Origin of the sequence: Kushneria konosiri, from assembly GCF_002155145.1 — a bacterium.
Taxonomy (GTDB): Bacteria; Pseudomonadota; Gammaproteobacteria; order Pseudomonadales; family Halomonadaceae; genus Kushneria; species Kushneria konosiri.
In genome coordinates this window covers 1,876,981-1,894,929 of the sequence record NZ_CP021323.1, presented here as the reverse complement: position 1 = coordinate 1,894,929, position 17,949 = coordinate 1,876,981, and the positions used below count along the sequence as shown (strand labels likewise).

13 protein-coding genes and 1 pseudogene are annotated in these 17,949 nt (G+C 61.2%); 2 read left to right on the top strand and 12 right to left on the bottom strand.

Annotation, left to right across the window (positions count from 1 at the left end; translation table 11 throughout):
* Nucleotides 1-151 precede the first annotated feature (151 nt).
* The 12 genes and pseudogenes from B9G99_RS08770 to B9G99_RS08715 form a co-directional block, all read right to left on the bottom strand.
* A pseudogene (locus B9G99_RS08770) lies at nt 152-1,138 on the bottom strand (aldo/keto reductase).
* A gap of 196 nt (nt 1,139-1,334) precedes the next feature.
* Nucleotides 1,335-2,300: a C-terminal binding protein gene (locus tag B9G99_RS08765; RefSeq protein WP_086621709.1), complete on the bottom strand. Its 966-nt coding sequence runs from the start codon at nt 2,298-2,300 to the stop codon at nt 1,335-1,337.
* 27 nt (nt 2,301-2,327) lie between these two features.
* Nucleotides 2,328-3,353 carry an L-idonate 5-dehydrogenase gene (locus tag B9G99_RS08760; RefSeq protein ID WP_086621708.1) on the bottom strand — a complete coding sequence of 342 codons (1,026 nt, stop codon included), beginning with the start codon at nt 3,351-3,353 and terminating at the stop codon, nt 2,328-2,330.
* Nucleotides 3,354-3,426: 73 nt separating this feature from the next.
* Nucleotides 3,427-4,197 (bottom strand): glucose 1-dehydrogenase, encoded by a 771-nt coding sequence (locus tag B9G99_RS08755; RefSeq protein ID WP_086621707.1) that lies wholly within the window; start codon nt 4,195-4,197, stop codon nt 3,427-3,429.
* Nucleotides 4,198-4,208: 11 nt separating this feature from the next.
* Nucleotides 4,209-5,567: a GntP family permease gene (locus B9G99_RS08750; protein WP_227875759.1), complete on the bottom strand. Its 1,359-nt coding sequence runs from the start codon at nt 5,565-5,567 to the stop codon at nt 4,209-4,211.
* 159 nt (nt 5,568-5,726) lie between these two features.
* Nucleotides 5,727-6,143, bottom strand: coding sequence for a hypothetical protein (locus B9G99_RS08745; protein ID WP_086621705.1), 417 nt, complete (start codon nt 6,141-6,143; stop codon nt 5,727-5,729).
* A gap of 168 nt (nt 6,144-6,311) precedes the next feature.
* A complete protein-coding gene (locus B9G99_RS08740; RefSeq protein WP_086621704.1) occupies nt 6,312-7,814 on the bottom strand; it encodes a fumarate hydratase in 1,503 nt (500 codons plus the stop codon).
* Between the two features lie 165 nt (nt 7,815-7,979).
* On the bottom strand, nt 7,980-9,260 hold the full coding sequence (locus B9G99_RS08735) for a TRAP transporter large permease (RefSeq protein ID WP_086621703.1): 1,281 nt from the start codon (nt 9,258-9,260) through the stop codon (nt 7,980-7,982).
* Complete coding sequence (locus B9G99_RS08730; RefSeq protein ID WP_086621702.1) at nt 9,257-9,907, bottom strand: TRAP transporter small permease; 651 nt, start codon at nt 9,905-9,907, stop codon at nt 9,257-9,259. The genes B9G99_RS08735 and B9G99_RS08730 overlap by 4 nt, the downstream gene beginning before the upstream one ends.
* Nucleotides 9,908-9,934: 27 nt before the next feature.
* Nucleotides 9,935-10,894: a TRAP transporter substrate-binding protein gene (locus B9G99_RS08725; RefSeq protein WP_227876006.1), complete on the bottom strand. Its 960-nt coding sequence runs from the start codon at nt 10,892-10,894 to the stop codon at nt 9,935-9,937.
* Between the two features lie 144 nt (nt 10,895-11,038).
* Entirely contained in the window at nt 11,039-12,160 is a 1,122-nt protein-coding gene (locus B9G99_RS08720; protein WP_148663934.1) for a hypothetical protein, read from the bottom strand.
* 202 nt (nt 12,161-12,362) lie between these two features.
* Complete coding sequence (locus B9G99_RS08715; RefSeq protein WP_158521469.1) at nt 12,363-14,534, bottom strand: TonB-dependent siderophore receptor; 2,172 nt, start codon at nt 14,532-14,534, stop codon at nt 12,363-12,365.
* Nucleotides 14,535-14,904: 370 nt separating this feature from the next.
* Here B9G99_RS08715 and B9G99_RS08710 point away from each other — a divergent pair, with 370 nt between their 5' ends.
* Nucleotides 14,905-16,527: a pyridoxal phosphate-dependent decarboxylase family protein gene (locus B9G99_RS08710; protein WP_227875758.1), complete on the top strand. Its 1,623-nt coding sequence runs from the start codon at nt 14,905-14,907 to the stop codon at nt 16,525-16,527.
* Nucleotides 16,505-17,893, top strand: coding sequence for a lysine N(6)-hydroxylase/L-ornithine N(5)-oxygenase family protein (locus tag B9G99_RS08705; protein ID WP_335617602.1), 1,389 nt, complete (start codon nt 16,505-16,507; stop codon nt 17,891-17,893). Before B9G99_RS08710 ends, B9G99_RS08705 begins: the two co-directional genes overlap by 23 nt.
* The last annotated feature ends 56 nt before the right edge of the window (nt 17,894-17,949 follow it).

Here is a 17,949-nt window from a genome sequence, read left to right as displayed (position 1 = left end):
GTGAATCGGTAAAAAACGACGCCTGCAGGCGTCGTTTTTTTATCCGCACGCCCGCCTGTCACCTTCAGGTAACCTGTCAGATGACACACACAAAAGCCCCGGCAGGCGCCGGGGCTTTTGTGTCAACACGATGTCATCGAAGTAGTGTGATTTATACGAAGCCGACCACCTCGTGAGGCACGTAGGGGGACTCGAGCTGTTCGACCTCGGCCTCGCTTAACGTGATCTCGAGCGCCCCGAGGGCCTGATCCATGTGATGGGACTTGCTGGCGCCCACGATTGGCGCCGTAATACCGGGCTTTTGCAACAGCCAGGCCAGCGCGACCTGCGCCGGGGATGCCCCTCGCGCCTCGGCCACATCGTGTAATGCCTCGATGACCGGCGTATCCCGCTCAAGTCCCAGATTCCATGCCCGCATCTGCTCATCGCTTCTGGCACGCGTGGTCTGACCCTGACCGCCCACCGGCTTGCTGCCAGCCAGGATACCACGCGCCAGCGGACTCCAGGGGATGACCCCTACGCCCTGATCGAGGCACTGAGGAATCATCTCGCGTTCTTCCTCGCGATAGATGAGATTGACCATCGGCTGCATGGTAGAAAATGACGTCCAGCCGTTTTTCTCGGCGATGTGCTGTGCTTTCGCGAACTGCTAGGCGTGCATGCTTGAGGCACCGATGTAGCGCGCCTTGCCGGCCTTGACGACCTCGTGCAGCGCTTCCATGGTCTCCTCGATGGGCGTGTCGTAGTCCCAGCGATGGGTCTGATAGAGATCGACGTAATCCATCCCCAGCCGGGTAAGTGAGGCATCAATGGCATGATGAATATGCTTGCGTGACAGCCCCTGCTCGTTGGGCGTTTTGTTGCCGGTCGGGTTATAGACCTTGGTGGCCAGTACCACTTCCTCACGGCGGGCAAAATCCCTGAGCGCTCGCCCCACGACCTCTTCGGAGGCACCGTCGGAGTACATATCAGCGGTATCGAAAAAGTTGATACCGGCATCGAGCGCCTGCTGAATGAACGGTCGGCTTTGCTGGTCATCCAGTACCCAGTCGCGCCACTGTGGCGTGCCATAGGTCATGGTGCCCAGACATAGCGGTGATACCTTGAGCCCGGTGCGGCCCAGATTGCGGTAGTCCATGACATGCCCTCCTCGTCGACATGACGACCGGCTTATCCGCCGTCATTTGAATTAGCCGGCTAACAGCATGGCAAGGATTGAGGGTCACGCAAGCTATCGATGTCATTGGTGCGAGGTATACGATGGGAAGGGATATAAAAAAGCGGAGAAGCGCCGGGCATTTCTCCGCAATTTTACTGATGCTTGTGATGAGACCTTATCCGTGCAGCACTTCCGGATTGAGAATGTTGCGCGGACGCCTGCCGGCAATAACGTCCACGGCGTTTTGCACCGTACGCGCCTTGAGCTCGGCGTAGGACTCCTCGGTATAAAACCCGGCGTGCGGGGTGAGAATCACACGCTCGAGGCGGGTCAGCGGATGATCCACGGCCAGCGGTTCTTCCTCCAGCACGTCAAGGCCTGCCCCCATCAGACGCCCCTGCGAGAGCGCCTCGACCAGCGCCTCGGTGTCTACCACACCGCCGCGGGCGGTATTGATCAGGATGGCATCCTCGCGCATGGCACCCAGCGCCGCCGCATCAATCAAGTGATGGGTCTGCTCGATCAGCGGCAGGTGCAGTGACACCACCTGTGACAAGGCCAGCAGATCCTCGAAGGACACTACCGTGAAGCCTTCGGGCGTGGTTTCCCCCGGCGTCAGTCGCGGATCACTGAGCATGACCTCAAAACCCAGTCCTGCCGCCTTGTGCGCCGTCGCCATACCAATGGCGCCGGCGCCCACCACACCGAAGCGACGCCCGCGCAGCTGAAAGATCGGCTGCGCCGGTCCCAGTGATGGCTGACCTTCACGAAGGCGTCGATCCAGTCCGGTGACGTCGCGCAGTACGGCAAGTGCGAGCGTGATCGCATGATCCGAGACGGCCTCGGTGCCGTAGTCCGGCACATTGCACACCGCCACCCCGTGACGGGTGGCCGCCTCAACGTCGACGGTATCCACCCCGACCCCATAGCGCGACACCACGCGCAATTCGGGCAGCGCCGAGAGCACCTCATCGGTGATACGGCCGTACTGCACGATCAGCCCCTGGGCATCACGAGCATTGTCGATAATGCCCTCGGGCGTGATGTCCTGACACAGCGTTAGACGGCCACCGGCGGCCTCAACGGCGTCGCGTTCGATCGCGACACTGTCGTGGTCACAGTCGGTAATGACAATATGCATCTCGTTCTCCTGTGCGACGCCTGTCTTTTAAGTGCCTTGCTGCTGAGGCCAGAGGCTGACCAGCACCTTGCCGGACACCTGGGCATCCTTTGCGGTGGCAAAGGCGTCCACGGCTCGATCGGCCGGCACTTCGTGGGTGATGACCTGGTCAAAGCGGTCATCACGCGCGAGCAGCTCGATGGCCTCGTCGACTTCCTGATTGAACCGGAAGCAGCCACGCAGTTGAATCTCCTTCGAGATCAGCATGGCCAGCTCCAGCGGCTGGGGGCCGGCGCCCATCATGCCGATCTGGGCGATGATACCGGCCCGGCGCACGGCGCGAATGGCGGTATCAATCGAGGCCGGCACACCGGAGCACTCCAGCGCCACATCATAGGCTTCGGCATCCGGTGTCTGCTCACCGATGCGAATGGTGTGATGGACACCAAGCCCGCGGGCACGCTCAAGCGGCCCTTCAAAAACGTCCGTGGCGGTGACTTCACGCGCGCCCTTCGCCAGTGCGGCGGCAGCGGTCAGAAGCCCGATCGGGCCGGAGCCGCACACCAGTACCCGCTTGCCTTCGACACCGCCGGCCACGTTGATGCCATGCAGGGCCACGGCCAATGGCTCTGTCAGCGCAGCGCGCTTGAGCGAGAGCCCTTCGGGCAGTACGCGAATCATGCCGCGTGTGACCACCAGGTATTCGCTCATGCCCCCCTGAGTGTGAGGCGTGGTCGAGGCCGAACCCAGATAGGCGCCCTTCGGCCACAGGTGTGGCAGCTCCTCGAGCCCCGGCTGGCACTCACCGAAGGTCGCCGGGTGGAAGGTCACCGGCGTACCCGGCGCCAGCTCGCCGGAAGGATCGAGATCAACGGTGCCCGAGAGCTCATGGCCCGGAATCAGGGGTTCGCGCACCACAAAGGCGCCATTGGCCCCTTCGTGATAGTAATGAAGATCGGAGCCACAGATACCGCCCCAGGCAATACGCACACGCACCTGACCGTCCTGCGGCTCGGGGGTGGCCCACTCCTGCTCGCGCAGATCCTGCTTGCCATGAATGACCAGTGCTTTCATCGTCATGCTCCGTTACAGGCAAAAAATTGGATGACACAAACAATGCAGGGGCCCGAAGGCCCCTGCTGGCAACTCAGACCACCGAGGTCATGCCGCCATCCACGAAGATGTTCTGACCCGAGACAAAGCTCGAGGCATCCGAGCAGAAATAAAGCAGCGTACCGACCAGCTCCTGGACATTGCCCCAGCGCTGCGCCGGTGTGCGATTCTCGACCCAGCTATTGAACGCCTCGTCCTGCCACAGCGCCGTATTCATGTCGGTCTTGAAATACCCCGGTGAGATGCAGTTCACCTGGATATTAAAGCGCGCCAGATCCGCCGCCATGCCCTTGGTCAGCATCGCCACGCCCCCCTTGGAGGCCGAATAGGGCACGATCGTCTGGCGCGCCAGCAACGACTGCACCGAGCCGATGTTGACGATCTTGCCATGACCGCGCTCGGCCATGTGACGTCCCAGCGCGCTGGACACGTAGAACGCGCTGGAGAGGTTGGTGGCAATGACCGCGTCCCAGTCGGCCGGGTCAAACTCGGTAAACGGCGCCCGGCGCTGGAGGCCTGCGTTGTTGACCAGGATCTCCGGCACCCCATGGGTCTCGATCAGATCGGTCAGCGCCGTTTTGACCTCGTCGCTGCGGGTGACATCAAAGGTCACCCCGAACGCTTCGGCACCGGTAGCCTCCACAATGGCCTGCACCGCCTGCTGGACCGTCTCTTCATTGCGTCCGTGAATGATGACGCGGGCCCCCTGCTCGGCAAGCCCCTGAGCCAGGGCAAAGCCCAGGCCACGTGAGGAGCCGGTAATCAGTGCCAGCTTTCCCTTGATGTCAAACGGGTTAACCGCCATGAAAGCGTCCTCTAGAAAATAATGAACATGATGTAGGCCAGAACGAAGCCGACCAGTGACTCAATGGTCTGCTGAACGGTCCATGTCTTGAGCGTGTTGCGCACATCCATGCCCAGCAGACGTCCAACCAGCCAGAAGCCGGAATCGTTGACGTGGCCGGCAAAGACCGAGCCCGCCGCCGTGGCCAGCGTTACCGCGATAACCTGCATGGTGCTGTAATCGCCTGCCGCCAGAGCCGGCGCCATCAGACCGGCCGCCGTCACCAGCGCCACGGTCGCCGAACCCTGGGCCAGACGCATGACCACGGCCACCACGTAGGCCGCTACAATCACCGGCAGGCCCAGATTGCCCAGCGAGTCCGCCAGCGCATCCCCGATACCCGAGGCCCGCAGCACCCCGCCGAACATGCCGCCGGCACCGGTAATCAATACCACCGAGCAGATCGGGCCCAGCGAGCTTTCCAGAATCTTTTCGATCGCACTGCCGTTTTCACCCCGGCGTTTGCCCAGTACGAGGGCGGCCACCAGTACCGAGATCAGCAGCGCAATGGGCGTGCTGCCCAGCGTTGAGAGCACCTGAAACCAGGTCTGATCGGCATCGACGACGCCGGCGGCGCGCAGAAAATCCAGACCGGTGTTCATGAAGATCAGGACCAGCGGCAGCAGCAGCATGCTGATGACCGTACCGACCGAAGGCGGATTCTTGATCTCGTCATCATCGGCACCGCCAAAAAAGCTCTCGGCCAGCTGAAAGCTGTAGTGTCTGGCGCAGAACTTGCCCCACAGATAGCCGGAGAGATACCACATGGGCAGAACGATCACGAGACCGGACAGCATCAAAAGCCCCAGGTTGGCCCCGTAAAGTTCCGACGCGGTGACAGGCCCCGGATGCGGCGGCACAAACACGTGCATGACGGAAAAGGCCGCGGCGGTGGGAATGGCGTACAGGAGAATCGGCCCGCCGAGACGACGCGCGACGGCGAAAACGATCGGCAGCATCACGATCAGACCGGCATCAAAAAAGATCGGGAAGCCCATCAAAAGAGAGGCCACACCCAGTGCCAGCGGCGCCCGCTTTTCACCGAACAGCTCGATCATGCGATCGGCCAGTACCCGGGCACCGCCGGAGTTTTCAACCAGCCGTCCCAGCATGGCGCCAAGGCCTACCAGCAGGGCCACTGCGCCCAGGGTCTTGCCGAAGTTGTTGACCAGTGTCGGCACAATCTGATCGACCGGAATACCGGTGGCAAAGGCCGTGATCAGACTCACCAGAATCAGTGCCAGAAAGGCATGCAGCTTGAATCGAATCACCAGTACCAGCAGTGCCGCAACGGCCGCCGCGGCAATCCCCAGCAGGGGGCCGGCCGTCATTGTCTGTGTCCAACCATCCATCTTGTATCCCCTTGAACGAACCCCTGCCAATAACGAACGTTATGACCCGAGGCATCTTACAGGAGGGCATCACCCCCGGAATCAGACTTAAGTCTATAGACTCAGGGTGAATATCGATGCAGCACAGACTGAACCCATTCAGCGCTTGAAGGTATCAAAGAGTTCCTCGCCCATCGTGGGGCACCAACGGGCCAGCGCCGCGGCAATGCCTACCCCCAATAGGGTCAGAAGCGGTGGCCCCCATTCGAGCGTCGCCGCCGAAGAGATATAGAGGTATAAAAAGAACAGCATCATGACCCCACCGCCCACCAGCGCGCCGGAGCGACGACCGGCAATGGCCACCGACGCCAGCACGCCCAGCGCCGGGATGGCCACGGACAAAATGCTGATCCTTACCCCCTGTTGTGCAGTGCCGGCAAACTCGTGAACCAGCCGCAGGCCGACCTGCCAAAGCAGCATATAGACCGCGACCGGTGCGACCATGGCGCCACTTAGTCGCCCCATGAATCCCAGTGCTGCACCGGGCTCCTGATTATTGCCGTGATGACCGGCCATGACTGCCTCGCTTGAACGATAGGAATAAAGGATGAAGAGGGCTTATTAGACCACCGTCCCCCGAGCGCGTTAAGTCCGTTTGACCAGCCAACGAGGTCACAGGAGCCCTGAAACGACAGCGCCGCCCCGGACCGGGGCGGCGCTACATGATGCTCACGCAGATACGACTCAACGACGCGCGATGATCTCCTGCCACTTGACCGGGCCCAGCGTGTGAACGCTGTCACCCCGGGTATCCACGGCGACGGTCACCGGCATGTCCTTGACGTCAAACTCGTAGATCGCCTCCATGCCAAGATCTTCAAAGGCCAGCACCTTCGAGCCCTTGATCGCCTGCGCGACCAGATAGGCGGCCCCACCCACGGCCATCAGATAGGCCGCCCCGTTATCGCGAATCGCCTCGATGGCGCTCGGGCCGCGCTCGGATTTACCCACCATGCCCAGAAGACCGGTCTCTTCGAGAATGGTGCGGGTGAACTTGTCCATGCGCGTGGCGGTGGTCGGCCCGGCCGGACCCACGACCTCGCCTTCCATCGGGTCCACCGGACCCACGTAGTAGATGAAGCGGCCCTTGAGGTCGACCGGCAGCGGCTCGCCCTTCGAGATCATGTCGACCATGCGCTTGTGCGCAGCATCACGCCCGGTCAACAGCTTGCCGGAGAGCAGCAGCGTGTCGCCCGGCGACCAGGTGGCCACTTCTTCCGGGGTAATGCCGTCCAGATTGACGCGCTTGACGCCCTCGCCGGCTTCCCAGGCAATTTCCGGCCAGTCGTCAATTTCCGGCACCGGCAGACTCGCCGGTCCACTGCCATCGAGATGGAAATGCACGTGGCGGGTGGCGGCACAGTTGGGAATGATCGCCACCGGCTTGTTGGCCGCATGCGTCGGACAGTCCCTGACCTTGATGTCGAGCACCGTGGTCAGCCCGCCCAGCCCCTGGGCACCGATGCCCAGGCGATTGACCTTTTCGAACAGTTCCAGCCGCAGCTCCTCAGACCGGCTCGAGGCGCCGCGCGCCTGAAGATCCTGAATATCGATCGGATCCAGCAGCGACTCCTTGGCCATCTTCATCGCCTGTTCGGCGGTACCGCCGATGCCGATGCCCAGCATGCCCGGCGGGCACCAGCCGGCACCCATTTTCGGCACCTGCTCGAGCACCCAGTCCACCACGCTGTCAGAAGGATTGAGCATCGCGAACTTCGATTTCGCCTCACTGCCGCCGCCCTTGGCCGCCACATGAATCTCGACCTGATCGCCCGGCACCAGCCGGTGGTGGATGATGGCGGGGGTATTGTCCTTCGTATTGCGACGTGCACCGTCCGGGTCCTCGAGAATCGAGGCGCGCAGGATGTTGTCCGGATGGTTGTAGGCCCGACGCACACCTTCGTTGATCATGTCATCCAAGCTCATGTCGGCGTCCCACTGCACGTTCATGCCCACGTTGATGAACACGGTCACGATGCCGGTGTCCTGACAGATGGGACGATGGCCGGTGGCGCACATGCGCGAATTGATCAGGATCTGGGCAATGGCATCACGCGCCGCGGGGTTTTCCTCGCGCTGATACGCCTGATGCATGGCATCGATGAAGTCTTTCGGATGGTAGTAGGAGATGTACTGCAGCGCATTGGTCACGCTGTCGATCAGGTCATTCTGGCGAATCACGGTCATGACACGGTTTTCCTTGTTCCTTTCGATTCTCATGCAGCGCCGGTGACAAGGGCGCTACCCGGTCGAAGTGAGTCTCTCGGTGACCGGCGCATCATACGCCTGTCTGCCCCCTGCGACGAGTCGTCAGGGGGCAGCAGGTCAATCGAGGCAGAACGCGGCGGGCCGTTACATGCCGAGCAGATTGGGCAGCCCCAGCGAGATAAAGGGCACGTAGGTGATCAGCAAAAGGAAACTGATCAGCAGCAGAAGCCACGGGCTGGAGGCGCGGATGACCGCCGTCAGCGGCTGGCCGGTGACGGCCGAGGCCACGAACAGGTTGAGTCCGGTGGGCGGCGTGAGCATGCCGATCTCCATGTTGACCACCATGATGATGCCCAGATGGACCGGGTCGATGCCCAGCTGCATGGCAATCGGGAACAGGATCGGTGCCAGAATCAGGATGATCGCCGAAGGCTCCATGAAGCTGCCCGCCACCAGCAGGATGATGTTGACCACCAGCAGGAAGGTAATCGGTGAGAACTGCTGATCCACCACCCACTGGGTGATCACCTGGGGGATCTGCTCGGTGGTCAGCACATGGGCAAAGAGCATGGCATTGGCGATGATGAACATCAGCACAATGCTCAGTTTTGCCGCCTCCAGAATCACCTTCGGGCACTCGCGCCAGCTGATGTCGCGATAGACCACCAGCGCCACGAAGGCCGCATATACCGCCGCGACGGCGGCCGCTTCGGTGGGCGTAAACATGCCGGTATAGATGCCCCCCAGAATGATCACGATCAGCATCAGTCCCCAGAAGGACTTGCGCGCCAGCCGCAGGGTTTCCTTCAGGGGGACGCGCGGCAGGGCCGGCATGTTCTTGATGCGTGCGATGATATAGATCGTCACCATCAGCAGAAGGCCCAGCGACAGTCCCGGTACCACACCGGCCATGAAGAGCTTGCCCACCGAGGTTTCGGTCGCCGCACCGTAGACCACCATCACGATCGAGGGCGGGATCAGAATGCCCAGCGTCCCGGCGTTACAGACAATGCCGGTGGCAAACGACTGCGTATAGCCCGAGCGCACCATGCCGGCAATGACCACCGAGCCAACGGCCGCAACGGTGGCCGGCGAGGAGCCGGACAGGGCCGCAAAGAGCACGCAGGCCATGACCGAGGCGATCGGCAGACCGCCGCGAAAATGCCCCACGCAGGCGTTGGCAAAGTCGATCAATCGACGCGCCACGCCACCGCTGGTCATGAAGGCCCCGGAAAGCAGGAAAAACGGAATGGCCAGCAGCGTATAGTGCTCGGAGGTTTCAAAGAGCTTGATGGCCAGTGAACGAATCGAGTCCTGACTGAACAGCAGAATCGTCAGTGCACCTGAAAGCCCCAGCGAGATTGCAATCGGCACGCTTAAAAACAGCAGTACAAACAGGGCGACAAACAAAAAGGCGATGGTCATGACCGTGATTCCTTCGAGATGTCCGGGTGGACATCGGTCGCCAGCTTGAGTGCATCGGCGGCTTCATCCGCCATCTGCAGACCATGTTGCTGCCCCTTGAGCGTTAGCACGAAGGCCTCCACCAGACGGGCGATCACCAGCGCAAAGCCAAGCGGCACGATCATCGTGATATGCCACTGCATGATATGAAACTCATCGAGATCCTCGGCACCGAGTCTTGCGTCATACAGCGCTTTCACCCAGTCATAGCTCGAGATCATCATCAGTACCGCGTAGCCCAGCACAATCAGCAGCACGAGTATGGAGCAGACCCGTCTGATCGGAGCACTGAAGGTTCTTACCAGTAGATCCACGCCGATGTGGGCGCCGGTGCGAATGCCATAGGAGATCCCCAGAAAGATCAGCCAGCCAAAAAACACCCGCGTCAGCGCCGAACTCCAGGTCATGTTCTGCGCGGTATCGAGCAGCACATCGCCGATGGCAAACATGGGCCCTTCCAGCGCCGGGAAGGCGTCGGCACCGGCGTAGAACACCACGTAGAGGTTATTGAACATCACGTAGACAAACGTGATCAGCGTCATGGCCGTCAAAAAGAGGGCCACCAGGCCCTCTTCAAGATGGTTCCAGAGATTGAGCAATGTCTTCATTGCCATGACTCCCGTGGCGTCGCCGTCTCAGCTCGCACTGTTGGCGTTTTCAGCGGACTTGATCAAGTCGGCACCAATCTGGCCTTCAAACTTCTTCCAGACCGGACGCAGCGCCTCACGCCAGTCTTCACGCTGCTCGGGGGTCAGTTCGATGATTTCGCTGGTGCCGGCATCGATGATCGCCTGACGATCGCGGTCGTTGATGGCCCGCGCCTGGTCATTCACCTCGGTGGTGACCTCGTCGAGAATGTCGGTCAGCTCGGTGCGCACGTCATCCGGCAGGCCGTTCCAGAACTTGGCGTTGGTGATCAGCATGTAGTCCAGTACGCCGTGGTTGGACTCGGTGATGTAGTCCTGCACCTCGTAGAACTTCTGGCTGTAGATGTTGGACCAGGGGTTTTCGGCGCCGTTGACCACACCGGTCTGAAGCCCCTGATAGACCTCGGCAAAGCTCATCTTGCGCGGCACCGCACGCAACTCCTTGAACTGCTCTTCCAGCACGTTGGAGGCCTGCACGCGGAACTTGAGCCCGCGCGCGTCCTTCGGCTCATGCAGCGCCTTGTTGGCCGAAAGCTGCTTCATGCCGTTATGCCAGTAGCCCAGCCCGATGATGCCCTTGTCTTCCATCGAAGACAGCAGCTTCTTGCCATCCTCGCTGGCCTGGAAGCGGTCGACGGCCGCCAGGTTGTCAAACAGGAACGGCAAATCAAAGATCTGCAGTGATTCGTTGTACTTGTCGAACTTGGCAAGCGAAGGTGCCAGCATCTGCACATCACCCAGCAGCAGGGCTTCCATCTCCTTGCCATCACCATAAAGCGATGAGTTGGGGTAAACCTCGACCTTGACCTTGTCGCCCAGGCGTTCCTTGACCAGCTTCTGGAACATCAGCGCGCCCTGCCCCTTGGGGGTGCTGTCGGCCACCACATGGGAGAACTTGATCACGATGGGATCATCGGCCGCCATGGCATGGCTGCCAAGGGTCAGCATGCAGGTTGCGCCAGCCAGACCCAGCGCACGAACTAGAGAGACAGGAAACATGGGCATTCTCCACAACGAGCCATTGGAACGCCGACACGGGACGTTAGGGCGTCGGCACGAGTGCATATACGGCCGTTGGTGGAGAAAAAAGTATTAGACCTTGGTATATAACCGCCTGGACCCTTGCCTCACGGTGAGCAAAATCCACAAAAGGGGTCGAATCAACCAGCGCCAGAGCTGCCGTCCAAGCCACAAAAACGGCAGTATTATCATGAACCAGAGCACAAACTGGCCGAGCCTGGCCGGCCAGCCCAGCCACTGTGCCAGACTGACTCCGAGCCCGTTGATCAGGTCGGGATGGCGCACGACCACCCAGGCCGTGGCACCTACGGCGGCCAGTTTTGCCGGCCGTGACAGACGGGTAAAGCGAAGCCCGGCCGGCACCAGCGCCCGACCGGTGCGCAGCTCGCCGCTGGCTCCTGCCGCCGTGCGGCTTTCCAGTGCGCCGATACGCATGGCCCGACCGGCCCTCAGCCATTTGATGGCCCCCGCCATCATGACGACATCGACCCCGGCCCAGGCAATATCGGCAGGCCCGACGGCGGCCGGCCCCTGTACGGTGCGCTCCAGATCGCGCAGCCCGCCGGTAAGAAAATCGCTCACGCCCGCCACCAGCCGCTCACCCTGCAACCAGTGCACGGCGTCATGCTCATCCACCACGAACTGGTCGAGAAAGCCGTAGCCCTCCTGCTGCAAAAAGGCGACGGCGTAGAGACCACGCTGGTGCGGCGTCAGGCCGCGCTGCTCATCGGTATCCGAGGCGGCGGTGTCACTGCCTTTATCGTTCCACCAGCCGGTAATGGCACCACGGGCCTCGCGATAGCGCTGTGTCGCCCAGTGGCGCGCGGCCAGGCTCGGCATGTCGTTATCGTGAAACCAGCCCACCGGCAGGACAGCGTCGGGCCCGAAACGCGATAGCACCTGTTGAAAGCCGGGGTCAAAGCCATATTCCGTGAGGACCCGACGGGCAGTATCGCTGTGACGGATCAGCGCCAGCGTGCCGTTGAACACCAGTGCCTGATCGTCAGACCAGGCCAGAAACAGCGTATTGAGCGCCTCTGACTCATGATCGAGCGTGCGCACGACCGTCTCCGGCAGCGCATCAAAGGCCGAGGCGCGCAGGAAACGGGATTCAAACGGAGTGGCTGTGGCGGCAGCAGACAGTGCCCCGGCGGCCAGCGCAGCCGTCAGTACCAGCACGAGTAATCGGGTCATCGAAGGCCTACCGGGTGTGGATAACATGAAGCCCCAGTATGGCATTTCCACGCACGCCAAGCGCCACTGGCCTGCGCACTGATCACACCAGCGTCAATCCAAAAGTGGATAAAAACGCAGTAAAACCGCGCCGATGCGGCGCGGACTTCATTGTCATGCAACCGGTTGACGCCCTGCTCCTGACGCGCAGAAGACGCAGGTCCTAGAAGCGGTAGTCCAGCGTCGCGGTCACCTGTCGTTCATCGCCGAAATAGCAATAGTCTTCGCTGAAACAGCCCGTCACATGCTTTTTGTCAAACAAATTGGTCGCGTTGAGCTTGAGCGTGGCGCCGTCCAGCTCATTGGAGAACTCACCCAGATCCACGCTGACAAAGGCATCGGCCAGCATGTAGTCATCGGTTTTGCGCGTATTCTCGGCATTGGCGTAGCTGCCCTTGACGTAGCGACCGCCAATACCGCCGCGAATACCCCGCGGAAAGTCGTACTGCATCCATAGCGATGCGGTCTGCTCGGGAGACAGCACCGGCGTATTGCCGGATTCAATGTTGACGCCGTCCTGACTGACGCTATCGCGATACTCGATATCGTTGTAACTGTAGCCGGCGATGGCGTGGAGCCGATCGGTGAGCGCCGCGTTGGCGGACAGTTCCACCCCGCGCGAGCGAATGTCGCCGGCACTGATATAGCTTACCGGGCTAACGCTGGTGCGCTGCTGAACGTTTTTCTGCGTCAGGTCATAGAAGGCGAGCTGATAGAGATCCTCTGTGCCGGGCGGCTGATACTTGACGCCGATTTCATGCTGATGACTCTTTACCGGCTCCGGTACGATCCCATCCACCGAGGCATCAGGACTGGGATTGAACCCTTCGCTGTAGGAATAATAGGGTGCGATGCCTGAATCGAAGCGATACAGCAGGGACGCACTGCCCGAAAACGCCTCGTCGCTGCGGCTGTCGGTGGCACCACTGAGGTGAGAGTGATACTCGCGATCCAGAAAATCCTGACGCCCGCCAAGCGTCAGGTGCCATTGATTCCAGCGCATCTGATCCTTCAGATAGAGGCCGCCCTGCTGCACTCTGCGGGTGTCATCGCTGCTTCTGCTCGGCGCATCAATCAGCGCACTGCCGGAATAATCCGGATTGAAGGGATCAAGCGCTCTGGCACCGGCACTGCTGAACCTCACGTCATTTTTACGCCGCTGAAAGTCAAAGCCTGCCAGCAGGGTGTGCTTCACCTCGCCCGTCATGAGTTCGTACTGCAGGTTGTTGTCGGACGAGAAGGCCTTGAGGTCCTCATCAGAGCCGGAGTAGTAACGTGAAAGCTCCGCACCGTTGCCGGTGAACCCGGTCTGATAAACCTGGCCTACCTCCACATCCATGTTGGTGTAGCGAGCGCGCGAGTTGAATGTCAGCTGATCGTTGAAGCGGTGCTGCAGCTGATAGGAGAAGATGCGCTGGTTGCGCCTGAAAACGTCATTGGCCGGATCGGCGTCCGACCAGGAAGGATCAACCGTTCGGCCAAAGCGAGCGCCGCTCACGCTCAGGTCATAGGGCACCGCGCCATGATAGTCTCCGGCCGGGTCATGCTGAAGATAGGCCTGCAGGGTGAGGTCGGTGTCTTCGTCCGGGTAGAGCGTCAGCTGCGGCATGACCGCATAGCGCTCGCGTCCAGCGACATCGAACTGGGTGTCGGAACTGCTGCCCAGCGCCGTGACGCGATAGGCGCCCAGGTCCGGATCGTTCAGAGGGCCGGTGACATCGATGCCGGCCCCGTAGCTGTCAAAGCTGCCGCCATAAAGGCGAAACATCCCCTGCTGCTTCTGCTGTGGTTTTTTTGTGGTCATCGACACCATGCCACCCGGCATGGTCCGGCCATACAGCGCAGAGGCCGGCCCCTTGACCACATCGATGCGCTCCAGAAAGAACGGATCGATCTGCATCGCCGAGTAGGCGCCGGGGTCCGACTGCAGTCGCAGACCATCAAGGAAGGTGTTGTCCACGTCGCCACCATGAAAGCCGCGCAACGAGACCACATCCGAGCGTTTGGATGCCCCCGCCAGCCCCGTAAAGGCGCCCGGCGTATAGAGCAGGGCATCGTTGATGTTGTCAACGCCCTGATCATCCAGCTGCTGGCGCGTGACCACGTTGATCGTGCGTGCGGTCTCCGCCAATGGTGTGGCCGTCTTGGTGCCAGCCTCGCTGGCCTGCGCGGTATACCCCTGCGTCGGACCATCGACATCCGATAGATTCTGACCGGTGATCACCATTGTGTCCGTGGCCTGCTCGCCGGCCTGCGCCGATTGGCTCGGCGCATCGCCCGCCCATCCACTCAGTACGACGCCCGCAAGCAGTGGCACACGGGAAAGACCTTTCATGGGTCCCTTGAAGGACTTGCCTGACAACATTGGAAAAACGACTCCCCTGTCTCGAAAGGAATGCGCCGCCTTCACGACGACCGGATTTAAATCATTATTCAATTTTCCCAAAAGATAATAATTCTCATTAGCATATGATGGCAATCTTCATCTTTCCGCTCGGCCGCCTGATGGTGCTTTTCCTGAGCCTGTCGTAACTCCACAGCCATGTTTTTGAAACAAATTGTTAATTTGATTCAGAAAATTCGAGTCGATGCGTCTTCTGACCCACACCACTAAATAATGATTTTCATTCTCATTAAAGAAGAACTGGTGAGGCCGCTGCAATGACGGAACAACGCCGTCAATCCACGTTCAGGAGGAAGATGTCTTGCGCTACGACACGGAGTTCGCCACCGCCATACCCCTGCGCCGTCACGAGCCAAGGCCGGAGCACCTGCTGACGCTGTTCGGCAATCACTCCCTTGAGCCCTATCGCCTGGGCATGCAGCGCTGCGTATCACTGGTGCAGCGCTCGCTGATTCGTCACCAGAGGCCTTGCAGCGGGGTTGAGCCCGGCGAACTGCAACCCGAGTTCGACGCCATCGATCTCGACCGGCCGCTGGCAGATGTCGACGCGGGTCTCGAAGAGATCCAGCGGCTTTATCTTGATCACGCCGTCCACTTTCACGACCCGGGCTACGTCGCCCACCTCAACTGCCCGATCACTCTGCCCTCGATTCTCGCCGAAGCGATCGCCACGCCACTCAATACCGCGGTGGAGACCTGGGACCAGAGCGCCGGTGCCACACTGATCGAGCAAAAGCTGATTGACTGGGTCACCGCACGCATCGGCCTTGGCGAGGCAGCCGATGGCGTCTTCACCAGCGGCGGGACCCAGTCCAACCTGATGGCGCTTTTAATGGCACGAGATGCCGCCTGTGAACGGTTGTCCGGCCATGGCGGCAACCGCCACCACGGACTGCCCGCCGATCATCACCGGCTGCGCATCCTCGCCTCAGCGGTGAGCCACTTCAGCGTACAGAAAGCCGCCGCCCTGCTCGGACTGGGCCATAACGCCGTGATCCCAGTGCCGTGCGACGATGACAATCGCATGGATGTCGCTGCGCTGCGCGCGCGTCTCGATGACTGCCACAACGATGGGTTACTGCCCTTCGCCGTGGTCGCCACCGCAGGCACCACCGATTTCGGCAGTATCGACCCGCTCCCTGGTATCGCCGAGCTGTGCCAGTCTCGCGGGATATGGCTGCACGTGGATGCCGCCTACGGCGGAGGGCTGCTGCTGTCGCGACGCTATCGCCACTGGCTGGCCGGTATCGAGCAGGCCGACTCGGTCAGTATCGACTATCACAAGACCTTCTTTCAGCCGGTCAGCTGCAGTGCCTGCCTGGTGCGCGACCGACACCAGCTCGGCCACGTCACCTATCATGCCGATTACCTCAATCCGCACGACCAGGCCGACGCCGGCACTCCGGATCTGGTCAACAAGAGCCTGCAGACCACCCGGCGCTTCGATGCTCTCAAGCTATGGCTGACCCTGCGCACCCTGGGGGCGGACGCACTCGGCGGCTATCTCGATGACGTGATCGCGTTGACCCGCCAGACCTGCCGCCTGATGCGCGAGCGCGAGCGCGACGATATCGACGTGCTGACCACGCCGGCGCTGAGCACCCTGATCTTTCGCTACTGCCCTGCCGGCATCAGCGATGAGACCACCATCGAAACCATCAACCATCACATTCGCCACACCCTCTCCCGGCGCGGCGAAGGCGTCGTTGCCGGGACCCGCGTCAACGGACGCTTCTATCTCAAGTTCACCCTGCTCAACCCGCAGACGCGCCTTGAGGACATGAACCGACTGATCACACGGATTGCGATCCACGGCGAGGCGTTTACCACCACGATGGATGCCGACAACGGCTCCAAAGAGACCACCACGCCTGCCAGCGATAACCACACCGGGACACGCCATGCCCCGTCCATTGCACGCTGATCCGGCCAACGAGGAGAGTTTCATGCACCGTCGCATTCACGATTTCATCGCCATCGGGCTGGGGCCATTCAATCTTGGCCTGGCCTGTCTGACCGACCCCATTGACGATCTCGACGGACTGTTTCTCGAGCGCCGCCCGAGCTTCAACTGGCATCCCGGGCTGCTGCTGGAAGAGGCCACGCTGCAGACGCCGTTTCTGGCCGACCTGGTGACGCTGGCCGATCCCACCAGCCGCTTCAGCTTTCTCAACTATCTGAAATCCCAGGGCCGGCTCTATAACTTCTATATCCGCGAACAGTTTTTTTTGCTGCGCAACGAGTACAACCAGTACTGCCAGTGGGTCACCACCCAGCTCAGGACGCTGCGATTCAATCGCGATGTGACACGTGTCGATTACGACGAGACGGCCGGCTGTTATCAGGTACACAGCCGCGACACCCTGAGCGGTGAGCTGCGTATTCACCGGGCCCGACGGCTGGTGCTCGGCACCGGCACCGAACCGATGATTCCGACCTGCTGCCGCGAGGTGCGTGACCATCTGGTGCATTCATCGGCGTATCTCGAGCAAAAGGCGGCGCTGCAGGCGAAGCCTTCCATCACCCTGGTGGGCAGCGGCCAGAGCGCGGCAGAGATCTATCTCGACCTGCTCGAAGGCCTCGATAAGCACGGCTATACCCTCAACTGGGTGACGCGCTCGCCACGCTTTTTCCCGCTCGAGTACGGCAAGCTCACGCTCGAGATGACCTCGCCGGACTACATCGACTATTTCCACGCCCTGCCCCGCTCGACCCGCGACCGTCTGATGCGCGAGCAGAAGGGACTCTACAAGGGCATCAACCTCGAGCTGATCAACGCCATCTACGACCGGCTCTACACCCTGAGCCTCAACGGCCCGGTGGACACGAACCTGCTGACCTGCGCCGCGCTCGAGCAGTGCCATTACAACACCGCGAACCAGAGCTTCGAGCTGACGTTTGGCCATACCGAGCAGGCCCGGCGCTTTAACCACCGCACCGAGGGGTTGATCCTGGCCACCGGCTACATGCCCCGCGCATCGGACTTTCTGGCCCCGATCGAGCACCGCATCCGCCGCGACGACGCCGGTCGCTACGTGGTCGGGCGCTACTACAGCATCAACGCTCATGACGACCTTTTCGTTCAAAACGCCGAGCTGCATACGCATGGGCTGGTCGCGCCGGATCTGGGCATGGCGTGCTATCGCAATGCCTGCATCATCCGCGAACTGACCGGCCGTGAGGTCTATCCGGTCGAACGCAGCGTCACGTTCCAGAGCTTCGGTGCGCCGGACAACAGCGTCTTCTCGCCCGAGCGTACCTGCGAGGCGCGACGCCCCACCGATGCCTGAATTCACCCGTCTCGCGACATGCACCGACGCGACCTCCGAGGACGCGTATTCCAGAA

Excerpts from the sequence above, each read along its gene's own strand:
- B9G99_RS08765 (WP_086621709.1), bottom strand. The coding sequence starts at position 2,300 with ATGCATATTGTCATTACCGACTGTGACCACGACAGTGTCGCGATCGAA.
- B9G99_RS08760 (WP_086621708.1), bottom strand. The coding sequence starts at position 3,353 with ATGAAAGCACTGGTCATTCATGGCAAGCAGGATCTGCGCGAGCAGGAG.
- B9G99_RS08755 (WP_086621707.1), bottom strand. The coding sequence starts at position 4,197 with ATGGCGGTTAACCCGTTTGACATCAAGGGAAAGCTGGCACTGATTACC.
- B9G99_RS08750 (WP_227875759.1), bottom strand. The coding sequence starts at position 5,567 with ATGACGGCCGGCCCCCTGCTGGGGATTGCCGCGGCGGCCGTTGCGGCA.
- B9G99_RS08745 (WP_086621705.1), bottom strand. The coding sequence starts at position 6,143 with ATGGCCGGTCATCACGGCAATAATCAGGAGCCCGGTGCAGCACTGGGA.
- B9G99_RS08740 (WP_086621704.1), bottom strand. The coding sequence starts at position 7,814 with ATGACCGTGATTCGCCAGAATGACCTGATCGACAGCGTGACCAATGCG.
- B9G99_RS08735 (WP_086621703.1), bottom strand. The coding sequence starts at position 9,260 with ATGACCATCGCCTTTTTGTTTGTCGCCCTGTTTGTACTGCTGTTTTTA.
- B9G99_RS08730 (WP_086621702.1), bottom strand. The coding sequence starts at position 9,907 with ATGAAGACATTGCTCAATCTCTGGAACCATCTTGAAGAGGGCCTGGTG.
- B9G99_RS08725 (WP_227876006.1), bottom strand. The coding sequence starts at position 10,894 with ATGCTGACCCTTGGCAGCCATGCCATGGCGGCCGATGATCCCATCGTG.
- B9G99_RS08720 (WP_148663934.1), bottom strand. The coding sequence starts at position 12,160 with ATGACCCGATTACTCGTGCTGGTACTGACGGCTGCGCTGGCCGCCGGG.
- B9G99_RS08715 (WP_158521469.1), bottom strand. The coding sequence starts at position 14,534 with ATGAAAGGTCTTTCCCGTGTGCCACTGCTTGCGGGCGTCGTACTGAGT.
- B9G99_RS08705 (WP_335617602.1), top strand. The coding sequence starts at position 16,505 with ATGCCCCGTCCATTGCACGCTGATCCGGCCAACGAGGAGAGTTTCATG.